Origin of the sequence: Pseudomonas sp. p50(2008) (assembly GCF_015351605.1) — a bacterium.
Taxonomy (GTDB): Bacteria; Pseudomonadota; Gammaproteobacteria; order Pseudomonadales; family Pseudomonadaceae; genus Aquipseudomonas.
This window is the reverse complement of the sequence record NZ_JACMYF010000004.1, coordinates 590,063-608,477: the sequence shown is the minus strand read 5'-3', so window position 1 is coordinate 608,477 and position 18,415 is coordinate 590,063. Positions and strand designations below refer to the sequence as shown.

The window sequence follows — 18,415 nt, the reverse complement described above, 5'->3', positions numbered from 1 at the left end:
AAGCTGCCGCAGGCTGCGATCTTTTAAAGCGGCCTAAGCCGCCGCGTTTTTCTGACGCAGACGCACCCCACCCGCCCGCGCCTCGATCTGATCTTTCAGGTCATGTCGCATCCCCAGCAAAAATGCCAGTTCGGCCACCACAAACAGCGGCCCGACAATCAGCCCCGTCACGTCATCGACAAACGCCGGCTTGCGTCCTTCGTAGTGATGGCCAACGAACTGAATCGCCCAGCCCACCACGAACATCGCCACGCCACTGCTCAACCACACCAGAGTGCTTTGCTGCGCCAACACGTGGCCGGCCCAGACACACAGCCCGAGGAGCACCGTCATCAAGACCCCGAGGCGCAGTTCCAGGCGCAGGTAGAACCAGGCCGATGCCAGCGATACCAGTACCGCCGGCGACAGCCAGCCTCCCGCCCATTGCGGCCGGGACAGCAATACCGCCACTGCGACCACAATCAACGGAATGCCGATGAAGTGACTGGCGATGTTTCTCGGATCACGGTGATAGGCGGCATATTGACTGAGGTGGTCAACCAGGCTTTTTTTCATTGTTATTCCTCCTGTAGGGTGCTTGATCATGACCCGGGTTCATCTTTCGCTCTGTCAGCCAGGCGACAATCTCAAGGAGTTTTCATGGACATGCAGGTCTGGCGTTCGCGCCTGATGAGCGGCCAATGGTTCAGTCATCTACCTGCGTCCTTACAGGATAGTCTGCTGTCCGCCGCCAGGTTGCGAAGCTTGTCGCCGGGGCAGCGATTGTTCAAACGCGGCGATCCGCCCTGCGGTTTGTACGCCGTGCTCGAAGGGGCCGTGCGCATCGGTGCCGTCAACGAGCAGGGGAAGGAGGCACTGCTGAGTCTGGTCGAGCAACCTCACTGGTTCGGCGAAATCTGCCTGTTCGATGGGCAGGCGCGGACCCATGATGCGTTTTCTCTGGGCCAGTGCACCCTGCTGCACATCCCGCAAACCGCGCTGCTGGCCTTGCTCGACGAACAGCCGGTGTACTGGCGACAACTGGCATTGTTGATGAGCCAGAAACTGCGCCTGACCTTCATCAACCTTGAACAACTGAGCCTGATGCCGGCACCGGCGCGCCTGGCGCACCGCTTGCTGATGATTGCCGACAGCTACGGTGAGCTCAATCCTCCACGCCGCGTACTGCAGCTCCCGCAAGACCAGCTGGCTTCCATGTTGTCGTTATCACGCCAGACCACCAATCAACTCCTCAAGGACTTGCAGGGACAGGGGATCGTGAACCTGAAGTACGGCGAGATCGAGATTCTCGACGCCGGTCGGTTGCGGGCATTGGCGATCTTTTAAAGGTGGGCTTTGTCCACAAAGGCGCCTAGCCTGTGCAGACGACAATCGAGGTGTGCCATGCGTGTGCTGTTAGTAGAAGACGAGCCGGAGACCGCCAAACTCCTGGCCAACGGCCTTGGCGAAGCCAGTTATTCCGTCGATGTGGCGCTGAACGGGATGGACGGTCGCCGCTTCATCGAGTCCGGCGAATACGACTTGATCATCCTTGATGTGATGCTCCCCGGGCTTAACGGCTGGCAGTTGCAGCAACAGGTCCGCAAGCTGGGCGCGACGCCGGTACTGTTTCTCACCACAAAGGACGGCATCGAGGATCGCCTGCGCGGGCTGGAGCTGCATGAAGACGATTACCTGCTCAAGCCGTTTACCGTGAGCGAGCTGGTGGCTCGGGTGCGCAAGTTGTTGCGGCGGGATCGAGGGCGATAAGTATTTTTGCGGTGGTTGAGCTGGCCTCATCGCGAGCAGGCTCGCTCCCACAGGGATCTCGGCCAGCCACCTATTTTGTGTTCGCTAACGATCAAATGTGGGAGCGAGCCTGCTCGCGATGAAGCCGGTCCAGGCAACCCACCTCCCGGATCTGTCACCGCACCCCATCCCGAAACTGCCCCGGCGTCATCCCTGTCCAGCGCTTGAACGCCCGACTGAAACTGCTCGTATCCGCAAACCCCAACAAATAACTGATTTCACTCAGCGAGCATTGCGGGTCCCGCAAATGCAGCAACGCCAGGTTCTCGCGGCTTTCATTGAGCAGCGTATCGAACCGACACCCTTCATCCGCCAGGTGCCGCTGCAGGCTGCGCAAACTCAGATGCAGGGCTTTGGCTATGTGCTCGGCACTGGGCTCGCCCTCGGGCAACTGCTCTTCAATCGCGTCGCGCACCTTGCGTTCCCAGGTCAGCGGTTTGAGTTGCGCCAGGGTGCGCTTGAGCACGGTTTCGTTGTGCTCGGCCAGTTCCGGGTTGGCATCGTCCAGGTGGCTGTCGAAATCCACCAGGGAAAATTCCAGTCGATCTTCGTCCGCGGCAAAGTACACCGGGGAGCGAAAGACCTTGTGCCATTGGTGCGCGTCCGCAGGTTCCGGGCGCCTCAGGTACACCGCCAGCGGAGCATATTCGCGACCCAGGCGATTGCGGCAGGTGCGCACGTAAATCGCGGTGAAGGCGTCGATGGCTTCATACGCCGGCGCCGGATTGCCGGGCGGAATCTTCAGGCGAAAGCGATAGCGATCTTCGGTGCGGGTCAATTCGAGCTCAAGGGCGTCGCTGACCACCTGGTGATAGCGCACGATACGTTCGAACACCTCGCGCAAACTGCCGCTGGCCACCAGCGCATACCCGAGCGCGTGAAAGGTGGTCGGGCTGACAAAGCGCGACACCCGCAAGCCAATCGCCGGGTCGCCGCTGACCTGCACAGCGATTTCCCACAGACGCGTGGTGCCTGACAACGGGTAACGGGCGTTAGGGTCGTCCATCAACTGCGGGTCGAGCCCCGCCTGTTGACACAGGACGGTGCTGTCCAGCCCCAATGCATCGAGTTGCTTGCGCAGGGCGCGGGTCCAGCTGGCGAGGGAGGTCGGTTCAGTCATGCTGATTGGCGCTTCCGGTCAACAGGTTGGCGTTCACGGCTACCACCTTGCGAGGGTCCGCAGGGCAGGATGCGAACATCAATAACCAGAGGATGGAAGCATGGACCGTACTTCTGCAAGTCCCCAGCGACTGAATGCATCTCAACGATCAGCGCATATTCGCGAAGTGGTGCTGGCCAAGGGCGTCGAACTGCGTCAGCGCTACCCGATTCTCAACCATCAGGACGCGTTGGGCGCGGGCATTCTGGCGTTCGCGCTGGCCGGCATGATCGGTTCGGCGGCGCTCTATATCAACGGTTACATGGCCTGGTGGGTGTGCCTGTTGCTAAACGCGTTCTTCGCGTCCCTGACCCACGAGCTCGAGCACGACCTGATACATAGCATGTACTTCCGCAAAAAACGCGTGCCGCACAACCTGATGATGGGCCTGGTCTGGCTGGCGCGGCCAAGTACGATCAACCCGTGGATCCGCCGCCATCTGCACCTCAATCACCACAAGGTGTCCGGCACGGAGGCCGACATGGAGGAGCGGGCAATCACCAACGGCGAGCCTTGGGGTTTTGCGCGATTCCTGATGATCGGCGACAACATCATGTCGGCGTTGATTCGCATGCTGCGGGCCAAAACCTGGACGCATAAATTCAGCATCATCAAACGCACGCTGAAGGTGTACGCACCGCTGGCGTTGATGCACTGGGGCGTGTGGTACGTGTTTCTCGGGTTTCATGCCGCCAACGGTGTCGCGCATCTGCTGGGGGCGCCGATTGAATGGTCGGCGACCACGCTGTCAGTGATGCAGGTGATCGATATCGCCGCCGTCGTGATCATCGGCCCGAACGTTCTGCGCACGTTCTGCTTGCACTTCGTCAGTTCCAACATGCACTACTACGGTGATGTGGAACCGGGCAATGTGATTCAACAGACCCAGGTGCTGAACCCATGGTGGATGTGGCCGTTGCAGGCGTTCTGCTTCAACTTTGGCAGCAGCCACGGGATCCACCATTTTGTGGTGAAGGAACCGTTTTACATCCGCCAGATGACCGTGCCGGTGGCGCATAAAATCATGCGCGAGATGGGCGTTCGGTTTAATGATTTCGGGACGTTTGGGCGGGCGAACCGGTTTGTTCGCAAGGAAGAAATTCAGGGGCAGAGCGTGGAGGGTGTGCGGGTCTGATGGCCTCATCGCCAACAGGCTGGCCCCCACAGTGGGTCGGTGGTGAACACAAAATCCGTGCACAACCGAGATCCACTGTAGGAGTGAGCCTGCTCGCGATAGCGATCCTAAACCGCAACACTCATCTCCTGCTTATCCACCGCTACCAACGTCTCAATCATCGCTCTCGCCGCCGGCGACAACCGAAATCCCGTCCGACTCACAATCCCGCACCGTACATTCATGGTCTCAATGTTCTGCGGCAGATTGCGCCAGTGCAGCAGCACCAGAGCCCCTTTGGCGATGTCCTCGACAAACGCCTCCTGAGTGCCCACGCCAATGGCGTCCGATTGCAGCACGATCTTCACCAGCGCCGGAAAATACTCGGTTTCGATACTCGGAGAAAAATCGGTTCGCCCGCTGAGGTTCGCCAACAGCTTGCGAACGCCCGGCGGGATCAGCGTGGTCGCCAGCGGGTAGTCGAACATGTCGTTGGTCGACAGGCTCTCCTTCGCCAACAACGGATGACCCGGTCTGCAGAAGAACACCCCTCGCCTGGGCGTCAGTGCCTGAGTCTGGAAGTTGGGGTCGGCTTCGAAATGTCGGATGTCCGCGATGAAGAATTCGATCTCCTCGCGGCTCAGCGCACGGCTGAGTTTTTCCCAACTATCCACCTGGAAACAGGTGCGCACTTTCGGGTGAGCATGGATGAATTGCGCCACCGCATCCGGCACCAGCTTGACCGCCGGCGCCGGGCCGCAGCCAAAACGCAATTCGCCGGCGTCGAGCTTGGTCATCTGCGTGACTTGCGCACTCAACAGCGCGGCGCCCTGCACCAGCGTCAACGCATGTTGCAGCACTACCTGGCCCTCGGGTGTCGGGCGCAGCTCCTTGTTGCCCCGGTCCACCAGCACGCAGCCGAACTCTTGCTCAAGCCCCTGAATACTGCGGCTGAACGCCGGTTGAGTAATGCCCATGGCGTCGGCCGCGCGGACAAAACTGCGGTGCTCGTTGAGGGCGATGAAGTAACGCAACTGGCGAAGATCCATATGCTTTTCCGGCATCCTGAGAATAGCTCGAAGGCATCTGCGACGAGGAGTGCTGGAGGTTTAAATGCAAGCGCTTATTCCGTCAACGAGGCATCTGCACATTTATTAGATCTGTATTGAATATAGATAGAGCGTTGTTTCGATGTGCCGGAACCGTAAGCATTGGTGGCTCGTGTGGCCAGAAGACTGCGTGTGCAAAAACACCCAGGAATCCATGCCTGCCGTGAATATTTTCCATGCCGCAAAAGCATGCGTTGTCAGCCTCATGGCCAGACCCCTTGAAGGATAAGGGCCCCAGAGAATCGAACATTTTTCATATTCGTTTTAGGTCTATCCATAACCTCAAAGATTACTTTCAGAGATAAGCGTCTAGCCCAATGATTCACCTATCGATACGTCGTACGGGGGATGTCGGGTCCGGCCTATCGGGTTATTCGCAAAGAGACCGCAGGAGTAAATCAATGGGTAATGTCCAGACCGCCGCCAGCGCACAAGAGGTGCTGTGGCGCCAGGGGCCGGGTGGCGAGTTGGTCGACCTCGGCCGGGTACATCGCGTGCCGTTGGGGCAGCTGCGTTTGCAGCGTGCGCCCAAGGGCATTCTCAGTCGCCGGGAAACGATTCTGCTGGGTGTGCTGGCGCTGCTGGTACACGGTGCGGTGATCTATTGGGTCAACCAACAGCCGACCGCCGTGTTGCCGATCGTGCCGCCGGAAATTCCACCGATGACCATCGAGTTTTCGCAACCGGCACCGCCGGTTGTCGAGCCTCCACCACCGGAGCCTGTTCAGCCCGTGGTCGAGCCACCGCCGCCGGTGGAGGACGAACTGGCGGTAAAACCGCCGCCGCCAAAACCGATTCCCAAGCCGAAACCGGTCGCCAAACTTGTTCCAAAACCGGTGCCCAAAGCCGTTGAGAAACCGCCAGCACCACCACAACCGGCCGCGCCTGTTGCCGCTCCAGCGCCACCCGCTCCACCCGCGCCTGCTCCAGTGACACCGGCCTCGGCCAACGCCGGCTACCTGAAAAACCCTGCGCCGCAATACCCGTCGTTGGCCCAGCGACGCGGTTGGGAAGGGACGGTGTTGTTACGGGTCCATGTGCTCGCCAGCGGCAAGCCGGGCGAGATTCAGATTCAGAAAAGCAGCGGTCGCGAGGCCCTCGACGATGCCGCCCTGAGCGCGGTGAAGCGCTGGAGTTTTGTGCCCGCCAAGCAGGGTGATGTCGCCCAGGACGGCTGGGTCAGCGTGCCCATCGATTTCAAAATTCATTAAACAGAAACCTATTTCACGCGAAACGTTTACACGAGGAATCCACCATGACGTTACTGGCATCTCCACTTGAATCCATCGAAAGCGCGGTGATCTGGCTGCTGGTGGTTTTTTCCGTTGCGACCTGGGGACTGGCGTTGCTCAAGGGCGTGCAGTTCGGCCGTCTGAAAGCTCAGGATCGCAAGTTTCATAAAAAGTTTTGGGCTGCATCGAGTCTGGATTCGGCGGCGGAATTGGCTGAAACCCAGCCAGGCGCTGCGGCGCGGGTGGCGCAAGCCGGCTACGCGGCAATCCAGGTCGGTGAAGCGCCACACGCGGCGGATTTGAGCCAGGCGATCAATCATCAGGATCGCCTCGAGCGAGCCTTGCGTCAGCAGATCGTGCGGGAGCGCCGTTCGCTGGAAACCGGATTGGCAGTGGTCGCCAGTATTGGCAGTACGTCGCCGTTCATTGGGTTGTTCGGCACGGTGTGGGGAATCATGGAAGCGTTGAAGGGTATCAGCGCGGCAGGCTCGGCGAGTCTGGAAACGGTCGCCGGACCGATTGGTGCTGCACTCGTCGCCACGGGTGTGGGGATCGCGGTCGCGGTGCCGGCAGTGCTGGTTTACAACTACTTTTTGCGTCGTCTGAAACTGACGGCGGCGGACCTGGATGACTTCGCCCATGACTTCTACAGCCTGGCGCAGAAGAGTTCGTTCCGCGTGCTGATTCACCCGACGGCGCATAAAACCGCGGCCTCGGGCAACGCGCAAAAAGTGAAGGAGGCGTCCTGATATGGCCTTCTCCACGCAAGACAGTGACGAGGTACTGAGCGAGATAAACGTGACACCGCTGGTGGACGTCATGCTGGTGCTGCTGGTGGTGTTCATCGTCACCGCACCGCTGCTGACCAATGCTATACCGATCAACTTGCCCAAGACCGAAGCCGTGGCGCCGGTCGAGCAGAAGGATCCGCTGGTGGTGAGCATCGACGGGGCCGGGAAACTGTTTATCAACAAGGATGAAATCCAGCCGGACCTGCTGGAGTTCAACCTCAAGTCGGCGAAGGCCAAGGACCCGCAGGTGCGCGTGCAATTGCAGGCGGACGACGGAGTGAATTATGGCGAAGTGGCGCGAGCCATGGCGTCGATCGAGCGGGCAGGCATTACCAAGTTGTCGGTGATTACCGCGCGTTAAAAAATGTCGTTTTTCCGGGGCCGTCTCCTTGGCAGGGTGCGGCCCTTTTTTTATCTCTTCGCCAGACCTGGCGGGTGGCTGGGTCGTCGTTACGGCTGTTCGATGTTCGGGCCGAGGAATGAATTCAGCGGCCGTTGGGTGGGTGGCGTGGTTGAGATCAATCGTGCCGTGTCCTGCATCATCGGGACGAAGCGCGACACCGCTTTCTTGAGTGTCCACTTCGACACCGGCAAGGACATCTGCAGGCTGGCGACCACCTGGTGATTGAGGTCGAACACCGGTACGGCCAGCGCAAGGTCGCCTCGGTAATATTCCTCATTGCAGTACGCGTAACCTTCCTCTCGCGCCAGTTGCAGGCGGCCGAGCAGTTCTTGCAAATCGACAACGGTGTTGGGCGTAAAGCGAATCCGCTGGGTGCTTTCCAGGATTTCGATGGCGTGCTCTTCAGGCAACGACGAGAGATAGGCGCGTCCGGTTGAAGAGCAATACATTGGAATGCGACGCCCCACCGGCATGTGCACCAACAGGCGCGTGGGGCTTGGAAACCGGCCGATGTAGATCATGTCCGTCCCCACCGGCTCCGCGAGGTTGACCGTTTCTCCCGCGTTTCGATTCAGGTCGAGGAGGTAGGGGTTGGCCCGGTCCAGCAGCGAGTGCGACTGCAAGTAGTGACAGCCTGCATCCAGGGTGCGCGACGATAACGAATAGCGCTTGCTGACCGGGTCTTTGATCAACAGGCCAAGGGCCTCCAGCGTGAAGGCGAATCGCTGCGCAGCGCTACGGCTGATGCCGGCAGCTACGGCGATCTCCGGCAGACTCATCGACGCATGCTGCGGATCGAAGGCATCCAGCACCGCGATTCCGGTGGCGAGAGATTGCACATAGAGCGTCGATTCTGAAGGGTTCATGGGTGGTCCGTGGCTTGGCGACAACGCCGTCCGATTGTCAGTGGAAAGAAACTGCATCGCGATAAGAAGCGACCGTATAGCGATAGAAGAAGTGCGTCAAGTCGCCGCTAAATCCTTCGTGAAGCCTCCCCGATAAAGATCTTCCATCCCGTATATGCGGTTCCATATGAAACCTGTGGGTTGTGGATATCTCCCTGAGCCCTCGCATTTTTGACTATTGACGCTAATGCGTTGCTGATGCAGGATCGAATCTGCATGCAATACATGCATATCGCTATGCGATAAGGCTAGAGGCTTGATATTCCGTGCTGACCGATCTTCGTCGGTACGGTCCGCGCGCTACCAGAGGCGGTTCACAAGGGGATTCCACATGCTGCACAAAACAATAAAATCGTTGGTCGCCGTCGTTTCCACCGTTGCCTTGCTGTCGACCGCGCACGCTGAAATGCCAGTGCTGAAGGTCGGTGCCACACCCAGCGCGGTGCCGTTCAACTTCCTTGATCCGCAGAGCAACACGCTCAAAGGCCTGATGATCGACATCGCCGATGCCGTCGGTAAAGAGGTCGGCTTTACCCCCGAAATCATGCCGATTCCGTTTACGTCCCTCGTCCCCGCCTTGCAAACCGGCAAGATCCAGATCATTGCCTCCGCGTTCGCCCGCACGCCGGCCCGCGCCGAAGTGGTCGACTTTTCCAGCATCGTCGTGAGCTATGGCGAGGGCTTGATCGTCCCCGCCAAGGACACCACGGCCTACCTCAGTTTTGCGGACCTCAACGGCAAGGTCATCGGCGTGCAGGTCGGTACGTCTTATGTCGAACCGATCACGGCGGTGGGTGGCTTCAAGGAAGTGAAGCTCTACGACACCATGGCCGACATGGTTCGCGACATTGCCCTTGGTCGCCTGGACGCTGCGTTCGGTGACGGTCCGGTCGTCGCTTATCAGGTACGCCAGGTCGGCGCGAAGGTGCGTCTGGTCGACACCTATAAATCGGTCATCGCCACCGACATTGCGTTGGCGGTGAAGAAGGGTGACAGCGAGACCCTCGCGAAGCTCAACGCAGCCATCGACAAGCTCCGCCAGGACGGCACATTGCGCACCATTCTTGCGAAGTGGGCCGTCGCCTCCTGATCGTTTTTTCTCCCAACCCGCACGCGGTCCCTGAGTCCGGGATGGCGCGTGCACACGCTCCGGAGGTTGCTGATGTTCGATTCCTTCCTGACTGATGCGGTGGACTACCTGCCCATGCTGTTGCAGGGCGCACTGACCACCATCTACATCACCGTTACCGCGCTGGTGATCGCTACCGTGCTTGGCTTGTTCTGGGCCCTGTTGCGGGTGAGCGGTATCGCGCCGCTTGCGCATGCCAGCCGCGTGCTGACCAACGTTATCCGAGGCATCCCGATCATCGTGGTGCTGTTCTACATGTACTTCGTGATCCCGGAAATCGGCATCAGCCTGACCGCGTTTCAGGCCGGTTCCCTGGGCCTGGGCATCGCCTATTCCTCGTACATGGCCGAAGTGTTTCGCGCCGGCATCGATGCCGTGGATGTCGGGCAGTTCGAGGCCGCCCAGTCGATTGGCATGTCACGCGCGAAGTTGATGCGCCGGGTGGTGCTGCCGCAAGCGTTGCGCATCGCCTTGCCGCCCTATGGCAACAACGTGGTGATGATGCTCAAGGACTCTTCCCAAACCGCTGTCATCACCGTGGTCGAGCTGTCGATGCAAAGCAAACTGATCGCTGCCGCCACCTTCCAGAGTTCGACGGTCTTTACCCTTGTCGCGCTGATGTACCTCGCGATGAGCTTGCCAATGATGTTTGCGATCGGCCGTCTCGAAAAACGCATGGGGACCCAGAAATGATCAAGATCGAGAACCTGAGCAAGTCATTCGGCACCCACCATGTGCTAAGCGGTATCAACGCTGAAATCAACGCTGGCGAAGTGGTGTGCCTGATCGGACCTTCGGGCTCCGGCAAGTCCACGCTGCTGCGCTGCATCAATGGCCTTGAGCGCTATGAGGCCGGCAGCGTGACGGTCGAAGGCCTGCGGGTAGACGCGGCGCGATCGGACATTCGCCAGGTGCGGCAACGTGTCGGGATGGTGTTCCAGCGATTCAATCTGTTCCCCCATCGCACGGCGCTCGAGAACGTGATCGAAGGTCCGGTGTATGTGAAAGGCGAGGATCCCCGCGAGGCCACCGAGCGGGGCCGCGAGCTGCTCGCCAGCGTAGGCCTCGCGGAAAAATTCGAGCACTTCCCTCATCAGTTGTCGGGGGGCCAGCAGCAGCGCGTCGCCATTGCCCGCGCGTTGGCCATGCAACCCGAAGCCATCCTGTTTGACGAACCGACCTCGGCGCTTGACCCGGAACTGGTCGGCGAGGTGTTGGCGGTGATGCGCGGGCTGGCCGAGAAAGGCATGACCATGATCATCGTCACCCACGAGATGGGCTTCGCCCGCGACGTCTCCGACCGCGTGCTGTTTCTCGATGGCGGACGCATTGCCGAGCAAGGGCCGTCCAGAGAGGTATTGACTGCACCGAGCAATGAACGGATGCGCGATTTCCTGCGCCGAGTCACGCACGCCAGTTAAGCCGCAACGCGGCACTTGCCGTCTCCGTACCTGCAGACCCGTATAGGCTTTTTCATGACAGCGAATATGCACTTCCCAACGTCCACGCTGTGGGCGGCGACCACTGCTGCACGTCGCACCACACCTCCGATCACCGGGCCCCTGAACGTCGATGTCGCCGTGATCGGTGGCGGCTTCACCGGCTTGTCCGCCGCGCTCCATCTTGCTGAGTCGGGTGTCCACGTCGCCCTGTTCGAGGCGTCCGAAATCGCCCACCGGGCCTCCGGTCGAAACGGCGGTCAAGTGGTGCCGGGCTTTAAACCGACACCGCAGGCGCTGATCAAACGGTTTGGCGCCGAGACCGCGACGCGCATGATGCGGTTTGGGTATCGCAGTGCTGATGAGCTGTTCGAGCTTGTCGAGCGTCACAAGATTGATTGTTCGCCGACCCGCGATGGCTGGATCCAGGGCGCATTCTCCGAAGCATCGGCGCGGTATCTCCAGACGCGGGCACGGGCTATCAACCATCACGGCGGGGACGCCCTTTACCTTGACCGTGACGCGATGGCCGAGGCGACCGGATCGGCATTCTGGCCGGCCGGCCTGCTCGAGCGGCGTGCCGGCGCGGTGCATCCGCTGGCCTATGCTCGCGGGCTCGCAGACGCTGCTCTCGCTTGCGGTGCAGCCATTCATGAGCACTCGCACGTCAGTGCAATGACGCCCGTGGCAGGCGGCGTCGAGCTGACCGTGAATGGCCATCAGGTTCGTGCAAAGCAGGTGATCCTGGCCACGGATGCATACACCGACCGGCTGTGGCCTGCCGTTGCGCAATCCTATGTCACGGTGTCGAGCGCGCAGATTGCGACCGACCCTCTTCCGGTGGCCTTGCGCGAGCGCATCATGGCGCGCGGAGCGGGCGTGTCCGAGACACGCAAAATCACCTACTACTGCCGTATCGATCCGGACGGACGATTCGTCATCGGCGGCCGCGGGCATTCTGCCGACACGCTTGATCCCTCCACACGCGCGCAACTCATCGCGGCGGCCATCGAGCGCTTTCCAGAACTGGCGGGCGTGGCCTGGGTGCACGGCTGGGCGTGCCGGGTGGGCATGACCATTGATGATTTGCCACGCTTGCACCGACTGGCGGATGGCGTGTGGACGGCCTTCGGTTATTGCGGTCGCGGTGTGGCGATGGGAACGGCGCTGGGACGTGTGCTCGCACAGGCCGTACAGGGTTGCGATGAGGCGCAACTGGAATTTCCCGTGACACCGGTCTCCCGCCTGCCGTTGTACCCGGCCCGTCAACTGGGTGCTGCACTGGCGATCAGTTGGTACCGATTGCGGGATTCGCTCGGGTATCCCGCCTGAATCAACGCTTGCCTTGGTGAATCTCAGCCTGTCGCGGCGGCTTCAGGCTGGGATTTCTTGATTCTCATATTCTTTATAGATCTTAATAAATAGCTTCTTATTCCTTAACGGATATAAATTCGCTCCCTATACTCGCCCAGGAACAGACACGCAGCAGGAGAGCTCCCCCATGCGCAACGAATCAATTCGCTACCTGATTGTGCCGGGCTGGCAAGGATCGCCAGAAGATCATTGGCAAAGCCACTGGCAGAACAGTTTGCCGAATAGCGCCCGGGTGGAGCAGGCCGACTGGCTGACCCCGCGTCGTGAAGATTGGGTGGCCGCGCTGGCTGAAGCGATTGCCGCGGACAGCACGCCGGTCATCCTGATCGCCCATAGCCTGGGTTGCATCACCGTTGCCCATTGGGCCGCCACCGCGCCCGTGCAATTTCTGCGTCAGGTGCGCGGTGCCTTGCTGGTCGCGCCAGCGGACGTCGAGCGTCCAGCCTGCGCACCGGCCTTGCGCAACTTTGCGCCGATTCCTGTGGACCTTTTGCCCTTCCCGAGCCAGGTCGTCAGCTCCGATAACGACAGCGCCGTCAGCGCAACGCGAGCACTGGAGCTGGCGCGAAACTGGGGGGCTGAGGCGGGGATTCTGGCGGGGGCGGGGCACATCAACGTGAAGTCCGGTCACCAGCGTTGGGAGCAGGGTTTTGCATACCTCTATCGCCTGCAAAACCGCATGGAACATCACGCTCTGCGTCGCGCCTGAATTTTTCTTTTTTCGCTTTCTTTTTGAATAGGCCCCCGCCTCCCGGCGGTTTTGGGCGGGAGTCTGCCATGAGCTTTGAAACCTACGGTCAGCCGCTGCTGACCTTTCCCGACGCCGAGAAAAGCCCCCTGAGCATCCGCGCCAAAGCGCTGGTGTTCGTCGATCCGCGCTCGCGGCAGTTGCGCCAGGACCTGGAGAATCTGGCACCGCGCGCCATCAGCGTATTGATCCGCGGCGAAACCGGCAGCGGCAAGGAATTGCTCGCGCGTCATATCCACCGTGCAAGCGATCGTGGTGGTTTGTTCGTGTCGGTCAATTGCGGTGCGATCAGCCCGACTTATGCCGACGCCGAGTTGTTCGGCTATGCCGCGGGTAGCTACAGCGGTGCGGCGAGCAGTCGAGCTGGATGGTTTGGTTCGGCCAATGGCGGCACGCTGTATCTGGACGAGATCGGTGACCTGCCGCTGCCGATTCAGATCAAGTTGCTCGCGGCCCTGGAAAATCATGAAGTCACCCGCGTCGGCGCCCATCAGCCGAGCCCGGTGGATGTACGTCTGGTCGCGGCCACCAGCATTGATCTGGCGCAGGCCGTGGCTGCCGGAAAATTCAATGAACGTCTTTATCATTACCTCAGCGAAGGCCAACTCGAACTGCCAGCGTTGCGCGAACGGGTGGGCGATATTCTGTCGCTGTCCGAGTATTTTCTCGGCATCTACAGCCAGCGGCTGGACCTGCCCGTGCCGCTGATCAGCGAGGCGGCGCAGCAGGTGCTGGAACAGCACTCCTGGCCAGGCAACACCCGAGAGCTGGAAAACGTCATTCACTTTGCGCTGTTGGTCAGCACTGGCGACGAGATTTTGCCTGAGCATCTGAATTTGCCGTCGGTGCCTGCGCCTCTCGAGCACATTGAGCAGGAGGTGGCTCGGCTTATTAAGAACGGCTCCCCTTCAGAACGATCCGGATTGAGGCACTTGTTCGAGCGCCTTGCGCTGATTGTGTAGCAGCTGCCGAAGGCTGCGTTCGATTGCGCAGTAATCGTAAAACGGCACAACAAGGTATTACTGAAAGACCGCAGCGCTGGATTTGCGGCCGCAGCGCGCCCGACCGCAGCCTTCGGCAGCTGCTACAAAGGCCTGCTCGTCTGTATGAACAAAATGGAATATGAAAGTGAATAAAAGATATTGTTCGGGAATAAAAAATCCCGGTATTGTCCGCGTCACGCCAGCGATAGCACTTCACTGGCACCTCACTTGAAGCCGTCGTCGATGACGACCGTGATTTTCGATAAGGACACTGCATGAAAAAGGTTCTGTTGTTCACCGCATTGGCGGCTGCCCTGACCGCGGGCTTGGCCCAGGCTGGCGAAAAACTGGTAGTAGCGGCGACTCCGGTTCCCCACGCCGAGATTCTTGAACTGATCAAACCAACCCTCGCCAAAGAAGGCGTGGACCTGGAAATCAAAGTATTCACCGACTACGTTCAGCCGAACGTTCAGGTTGACCAGAAGCGTCTGGACGCCAACTACTTCCAGACCCTGCCGTACCTGAACAGCTTCAACGAAGGTAAAGGCACCAATCTGGTGACCGTCATTGGCGTTCACGTAGAACCGTTCGGCGGCTACTCCAAGAAAGTCAAAACCCTGGCTGAGCTCAAAGACGGCGCGACCATCGCCATCCCGAACGAAGGCAGCAACAGCGGCCGTGCCCTGATCCTGCTGCAGAAGGCTGGGCTGATCGAGTTGAAAGACCCGAAAAACGCTTTGGCGACTCCGAAAGACATCGCCAAGAACCCGCACAACTTCAAGTTCAAAGAACTTGAGTCGGCCATGCTGCCGCGTGTTCTGGACCAGGTCGACCTGGACATGATCAACACCAACTACGCGCTGGAAGCAGGTCTGAACCCGGCTAAAGACGCGCTGATCATCGAAGGTGCCGATTCGCCTTACGTGAACTTCCTGGTGGCACGTCCGGACAACAAGGACAGCGTTGCCATCCAGAAACTGGCCAAGGCGTTGACCAGTCCTGAAGTGAAGGCTTTCATCGAGAAGAAATACAGCGGTGCGGTACTGCCGGCGTTCTGATTGATGCGGTAAACCCTTCACGGTTTCAAGCGCCGACGGCTGATACACCGTCGGCGTTTTTTATTTGGGCGTGAGCCTGCTCGCGAAGCCTTGTAGCTGCGGCCGAGGCACGAGGCTACGTTGCGGGCCTTGGGGCTGCTCCGCAGCCCGACGCAGCCTCGCAGGCTCGGCAGCTGCTACAGAAAGCTACGCGAGCACATTGAGAGTTTTTTGCCCCTGGAGGCTTAGGCCGTCTTGGCTTTCAACGCCTTGCGCAACGCCAGCAGCAGCTTCAATAGATCTTGTGTGTCCATTGGCTGCGGCGTTTTTTCATCTGCCATTTTTCGCTTCCTTGTGAAGGTTCGGCCGGGAGTCTGGCCAAAAGATGTCCATCCCTGAAGACTCCTACCGAAAAAGAGATGCTTCCTACAACGCTAGGGGAAATAGTAGACGCTGAAAGTAGGAATGAGTGCGCCTGTACGACGCGCTCCGTGCGCAAGGAGTCGAATGAGAACACCCAGCCTGAGAGCGAGATTTCGAGGTCGGGAAGTGGCAGGGCTTAAGGGCGTGGCCTGGGGTACCTGGCATTTCTGTCAGGTGCCCAGTCCCTCAGGTTCGGTGCAAACTAGACATTCGAGCAGGAGGTTTCGCACATGACATCGTTACCCGCTGATGTGTGTCGGTATCGTTACGACGCACTGGATCTACTCACAGGTTCAGAAACCGCTGGGCAGGCAAGTCTCCAACGTTTCTACCGTCACCAGCATCTAGTGACGGAGCTGCAAGGACAGTCCAGCCATTCCGTGTTCCAGCAGGGTGAGCAACTGCTCGCCATGCAATCGCGCGAGGACGACGGCAGCCTCGAGTGCCAACTGCTGGCCACTGATCAACAACGCTCCGTTTTGCAATTGTTGGATTCGATGGGGTCGTCGCCGCAGATCTACACCCCTTATGGTCATCATTCGGCCGAAAGTGGTCTGAGCAGCCTTCTCGGCTTTAACGGCGAACGCCGCGACCAGCTGACTGGACATTATCTGCTGGGGAACGGGCATCGGGCGTTCAACCCGGTGCTGATGCGTTTCAACAGCCCTGACCGGTTGAGTCCGTTTGGTCGGGGCGGGTTGAACCCGTATGCGTATTGTCTGGGGGATCCGGTGAATTTCAGTGATTCGACGGGGCGGTTTGCCGATATTGCCCGGTTGCTCACAAGTGTCATGAGTGTGTCGAATACGGGACTGGGCATGTCTCGGGCCATCCCTGCCTTTAACTTGGCCAAGGATGCCTTGAGATTGGGTGCAGTGAGGAAACTACCTGCGCGACAGGCCTTTGCAGCAGTAAGCACAGTCTCGGCCAGTGGAGCGATACTCGCCACAGGGATGGTTGGGGTTGCCAGTGCCGTTGCGGCAATCGCCAAGGAACCTGAGGCAGCCACAATACTGGGGTATGTGGCTTTAGGGCTGACAGCGTTTGCGATAACGTCGAGAGTGGGGACTTACTGGTCTGTGAGCAAACCAGGGACTGAAGCTGCCTTGAAAAGTTTTGTGCAGAACAAGGGGCAGGCGACACCGCCCTCGGCTCCACCGCCATCACCAGGTACGTTCAGTTCAGCCCCGGTGACCGTGGGCGGGAAACGAACATACGACAAAATGCATGAACTGGACTTTGATCGGCCAATTCTGGAGGCCAGACGCCAGCGGGAACTCTTGAAATCGAATAAAAAAATTCGTAGGGCCTAGAGTCCTATCAAAAAGCCCTAATCCGGCCAATACCACGCCGGCTCATCCAGCACCCGCTGCCCGACAATCCCGGTCTGGCCCAGCGTCTTTTCCAGCACGACGCAATTGCACTCAGGCGCTTGCTGCAACGCCGAAATCAACCGCCGAGCATGGGACACCACCCACACCTGGCACTGCTCGGACGCCCGAATAATCAATCGTGCCAGTGCTGGCAACAGGTCCGGATGCAGACTGGTTTCCGGTTCGTTCAGCACCATCAGCGATGGCGGTCTCGGCGTCAGCAATGCGGCCACCAGCAATAAATAGCGCAACGTTCCGTCAGACAATTCGGCCGCCGATAACGGTCGCAACAACCCTTCCTGATAAAACTCGATGGCAAACCGCCCCCCTTGCAGCGGTGCGATGTTCAATCTCGCGCCGGGAAACGCATCGCTGACGGCCGCTTGCAAGGCGTCGGGATCACCGATTTCACGAATGGTCTGCAACGCCGCCGCCAGATCACGACCGTCGTGGTGCAACACCGGTGTGCGCGTGCCCAATTGCGGTTGGCGAACCGGCGCGTCGGCATCGCTGCGAAAGTGATCATAAAAGCGCCAGCGACGAATGAATTCACGCAGCTGCGAGACTTCCGCCGTGGTGCGAAAACTGCCGACCTGATCGAACAGGCTGTCGAAATTCGGCGTGTGCTGGGCGAGTACTTCCCAGCCTCGACCGTCGCGGACGCGAATCATCGGCCCGGCGCGATCCACAAGCAGGCTGGCGGGACGGTAGAACGGGCCAGACCAGATGCATTCCTTTTTGATTTCAGGATCGAGGTAGAACTCAGTACGGGTTGGTACCGGCAAGCCCAGTGCAATCGAATAGCTGAAGTCCTCGCCTGCAAACCCCAGGCGCAGGCGTTTTGGGCCGTGTTGCACGTTTGCCTGGACCGGTACTTCGCCGTTGCGCATGCGCCGGGAGATGTTCTCCGGACCGGCCCAAAAGGTTGAATCCAGCCCACCCTCTCGAGCCAATGCATTGACCACACCGCCCTGAGCGGTTTCCGCCAGCAGGCGCAACGCTCGATAGAGGTTGGATTTGCCACTGCCGTTGGGGCCGGTAATGAGGTTCAGGCGCCCCAGCGGGATGACCAGTTTGTTGATCGAGCGATAATTGGCCACTGCGAGAGTTTTAAGCATTGAGAAGCTTCCAGCTGCGTGGTGCACCAGTTTGCCTTATTGTCCGCAACACGGTGATACCTGTAGCACCCGCTGCGCCACGATCCCTGTAGCAGCCCGGCTTGCACGGTCCGCCTGTTGCACCGCGAGTACTGATTTTACGACTGCTTCGCAGCCGAACGCAGGCTTCGCCAGCTGCTACAGGACCGCGACATGATTCCGGTAGGGGTTGCCCTGAGATTATGATGTTATCGCTTTATTTGGCGGGCATCAGAGGTGCCTGTTGAACCCTGTTCTAAGCTCACAGTCGT

19 protein-coding genes are annotated in these 18,415 nt (G+C 59.6%); 14 read left to right on the top strand and 5 right to left on the bottom strand.

All coding sequences use genetic code 11. The features are described from left to right. Window positions 1–33: 33 nt before the first annotated feature. Window positions 34–555 (bottom strand): Mpo1 family 2-hydroxy fatty acid dioxygenase, encoded by a 522-nt coding sequence (locus H7698_RS14555; protein ID WP_162440342.1) that lies wholly within the window; start codon window positions 553–555, stop codon window positions 34–36. Between the two features lie 84 nt (window positions 556–639). Here H7698_RS14555 and H7698_RS14550 point away from each other — a divergent pair, with 84 nt between their 5' ends. Both H7698_RS14550 and H7698_RS14545 read left to right on the top strand, forming a co-directional pair. Then, window positions 640–1,326 (top strand): Crp/Fnr family transcriptional regulator, encoded by a 687-nt coding sequence (locus tag H7698_RS14550; RefSeq protein ID WP_194691825.1) that lies wholly within the window; start codon window positions 640–642, stop codon window positions 1,324–1,326. A 57-nt stretch (window positions 1,327–1,383) separates the two neighbouring features. Continuing rightward, the gene (locus H7698_RS14545; RefSeq protein WP_162440340.1) at window positions 1,384–1,749 is read left to right on the top strand and encodes a response regulator; all 366 of its coding nucleotides are present in this window, start codon (window positions 1,384–1,386) and stop codon (window positions 1,747–1,749) included. 154 nt (window positions 1,750–1,903) lie between these two features. Here the strand turns inward: H7698_RS14545 and H7698_RS14540 are convergent, their stop codons facing one another. After that, window positions 1,904–2,908 carry an AraC family transcriptional regulator gene (locus tag H7698_RS14540; RefSeq protein WP_194691824.1) on the bottom strand — a complete coding sequence of 335 codons (1,005 nt, stop codon included), beginning with the start codon at window positions 2,906–2,908 and terminating at the stop codon, window positions 1,904–1,906. 100 nt (window positions 2,909–3,008) lie between these two features. Here H7698_RS14540 and H7698_RS14535 point away from each other — a divergent pair, with 100 nt between their 5' ends. Further along, window positions 3,009–4,082: a fatty acid desaturase gene (locus H7698_RS14535; protein ID WP_194691823.1), complete on the top strand. Its 1,074-nt coding sequence runs from the start codon at window positions 3,009–3,011 to the stop codon at window positions 4,080–4,082. 107 nt (window positions 4,083–4,189) lie between these two features. Here the strand turns inward: H7698_RS14535 and H7698_RS14530 are convergent, their stop codons facing one another. Next, window positions 4,190–5,110 (bottom strand): LysR family transcriptional regulator, encoded by a 921-nt coding sequence (locus H7698_RS14530; protein ID WP_194691822.1) that lies wholly within the window; start codon window positions 5,108–5,110, stop codon window positions 4,190–4,192. A gap of 461 nt (window positions 5,111–5,571) precedes the next feature. Here H7698_RS14530 and H7698_RS14525 point away from each other — a divergent pair, with 461 nt between their 5' ends. The 3 genes from H7698_RS14525 to H7698_RS14515 are packed head-to-tail and all read left to right on the top strand — an operon-like array spanning window position 5,572 to window position 7,554. Continuing rightward, window positions 5,572–6,381: an energy transducer TonB gene (locus H7698_RS14525; protein WP_194691819.1), complete on the top strand. Its 810-nt coding sequence runs from the start codon at window positions 5,572–5,574 to the stop codon at window positions 6,379–6,381. Between the two features lie 44 nt (window positions 6,382–6,425). Next, window positions 6,426–7,151, top strand: a complete 726-nt coding sequence (locus H7698_RS14520) for a MotA/TolQ/ExbB proton channel family protein (protein ID WP_194691818.1) — start codon at window positions 6,426–6,428, stop codon at window positions 7,149–7,151. 1 nt (window position 7,152) lies between these two features. Next, window positions 7,153–7,554: an ExbD/TolR family protein gene (locus H7698_RS14515; protein WP_162441151.1), complete on the top strand. Its 402-nt coding sequence runs from the start codon at window positions 7,153–7,155 to the stop codon at window positions 7,552–7,554. Window positions 7,555–7,643: 89 nt separating this feature from the next. On the opposite strand, the gene H7698_RS14510 is transcribed toward H7698_RS14515, so the two are convergent. After that, the gene (locus tag H7698_RS14510) at window positions 7,644–8,462 is read right to left on the bottom strand and encodes an IclR family transcriptional regulator (protein WP_194691817.1); all 819 of its coding nucleotides are present in this window, start codon (window positions 8,460–8,462) and stop codon (window positions 7,644–7,646) included. 370 nt (window positions 8,463–8,832) lie between these two features. On the opposite strand from H7698_RS14510, the gene H7698_RS14505 reads away from it, so the two are divergent. The 8 genes from H7698_RS14505 to H7698_RS14470 all read left to right on the top strand — a co-directional run bounded on the left by H7698_RS14505 (window position 8,833) and on the right by H7698_RS14470 (window position 16,947). Continuing rightward, the gene (locus H7698_RS14505) at window positions 8,833–9,591 is read left to right on the top strand and encodes an ABC transporter substrate-binding protein (RefSeq protein WP_194691816.1); all 759 of its coding nucleotides are present in this window, start codon (window positions 8,833–8,835) and stop codon (window positions 9,589–9,591) included. A gap of 72 nt (window positions 9,592–9,663) precedes the next feature. Further along, the gene (locus H7698_RS14500) at window positions 9,664–10,323 is read left to right on the top strand and encodes an amino acid ABC transporter permease (protein WP_162441148.1); all 660 of its coding nucleotides are present in this window, start codon (window positions 9,664–9,666) and stop codon (window positions 10,321–10,323) included. After that, window positions 10,320–11,051, top strand: coding sequence for an amino acid ABC transporter ATP-binding protein (locus tag H7698_RS14495; RefSeq protein ID WP_162441147.1), 732 nt, complete (start codon window positions 10,320–10,322; stop codon window positions 11,049–11,051). The genes H7698_RS14500 and H7698_RS14495 overlap by 4 nt, the downstream gene beginning before the upstream one ends. Window positions 11,052–11,117: 66 nt before the next feature. After that, a complete protein-coding gene (locus H7698_RS14490) occupies window positions 11,118–12,401 on the top strand; it encodes an NAD(P)/FAD-dependent oxidoreductase (protein WP_194691815.1) in 1,284 nt (427 codons plus the stop codon). Window positions 12,402–12,570: 169 nt separating this feature from the next. Beyond that, complete coding sequence (locus H7698_RS14485) at window positions 12,571–13,152, top strand: alpha/beta hydrolase (RefSeq protein ID WP_194691814.1); 582 nt, start codon at window positions 12,571–12,573, stop codon at window positions 13,150–13,152. A 68-nt stretch (window positions 13,153–13,220) separates the two neighbouring features. Continuing rightward, a complete protein-coding gene (locus H7698_RS14480; RefSeq protein ID WP_194691813.1) occupies window positions 13,221–14,153 on the top strand; it encodes a sigma 54-interacting transcriptional regulator in 933 nt (310 codons plus the stop codon). 296 nt (window positions 14,154–14,449) lie between these two features. Next, window positions 14,450–15,232: a MetQ/NlpA family ABC transporter substrate-binding protein gene (locus H7698_RS14475; RefSeq protein WP_162437060.1), complete on the top strand. Its 783-nt coding sequence runs from the start codon at window positions 14,450–14,452 to the stop codon at window positions 15,230–15,232. Window positions 15,233–15,864: 632 nt separating this feature from the next. After that, the gene (locus H7698_RS14470) at window positions 15,865–16,947 is read left to right on the top strand and encodes an RHS repeat-associated core domain-containing protein (protein ID WP_194691812.1); all 1,083 of its coding nucleotides are present in this window, start codon (window positions 15,865–15,867) and stop codon (window positions 16,945–16,947) included. A gap of 17 nt (window positions 16,948–16,964) precedes the next feature. Here H7698_RS14470 and H7698_RS14465 read toward each other — a convergent pair whose 3' ends face one another. Then, window positions 16,965–18,125 (bottom strand): AAA family ATPase, encoded by a 1,161-nt coding sequence (locus H7698_RS14465; RefSeq protein WP_194691811.1) that lies wholly within the window; start codon window positions 18,123–18,125, stop codon window positions 16,965–16,967. Between the last annotated feature and the right edge of the window lie 290 nt (window positions 18,126–18,415).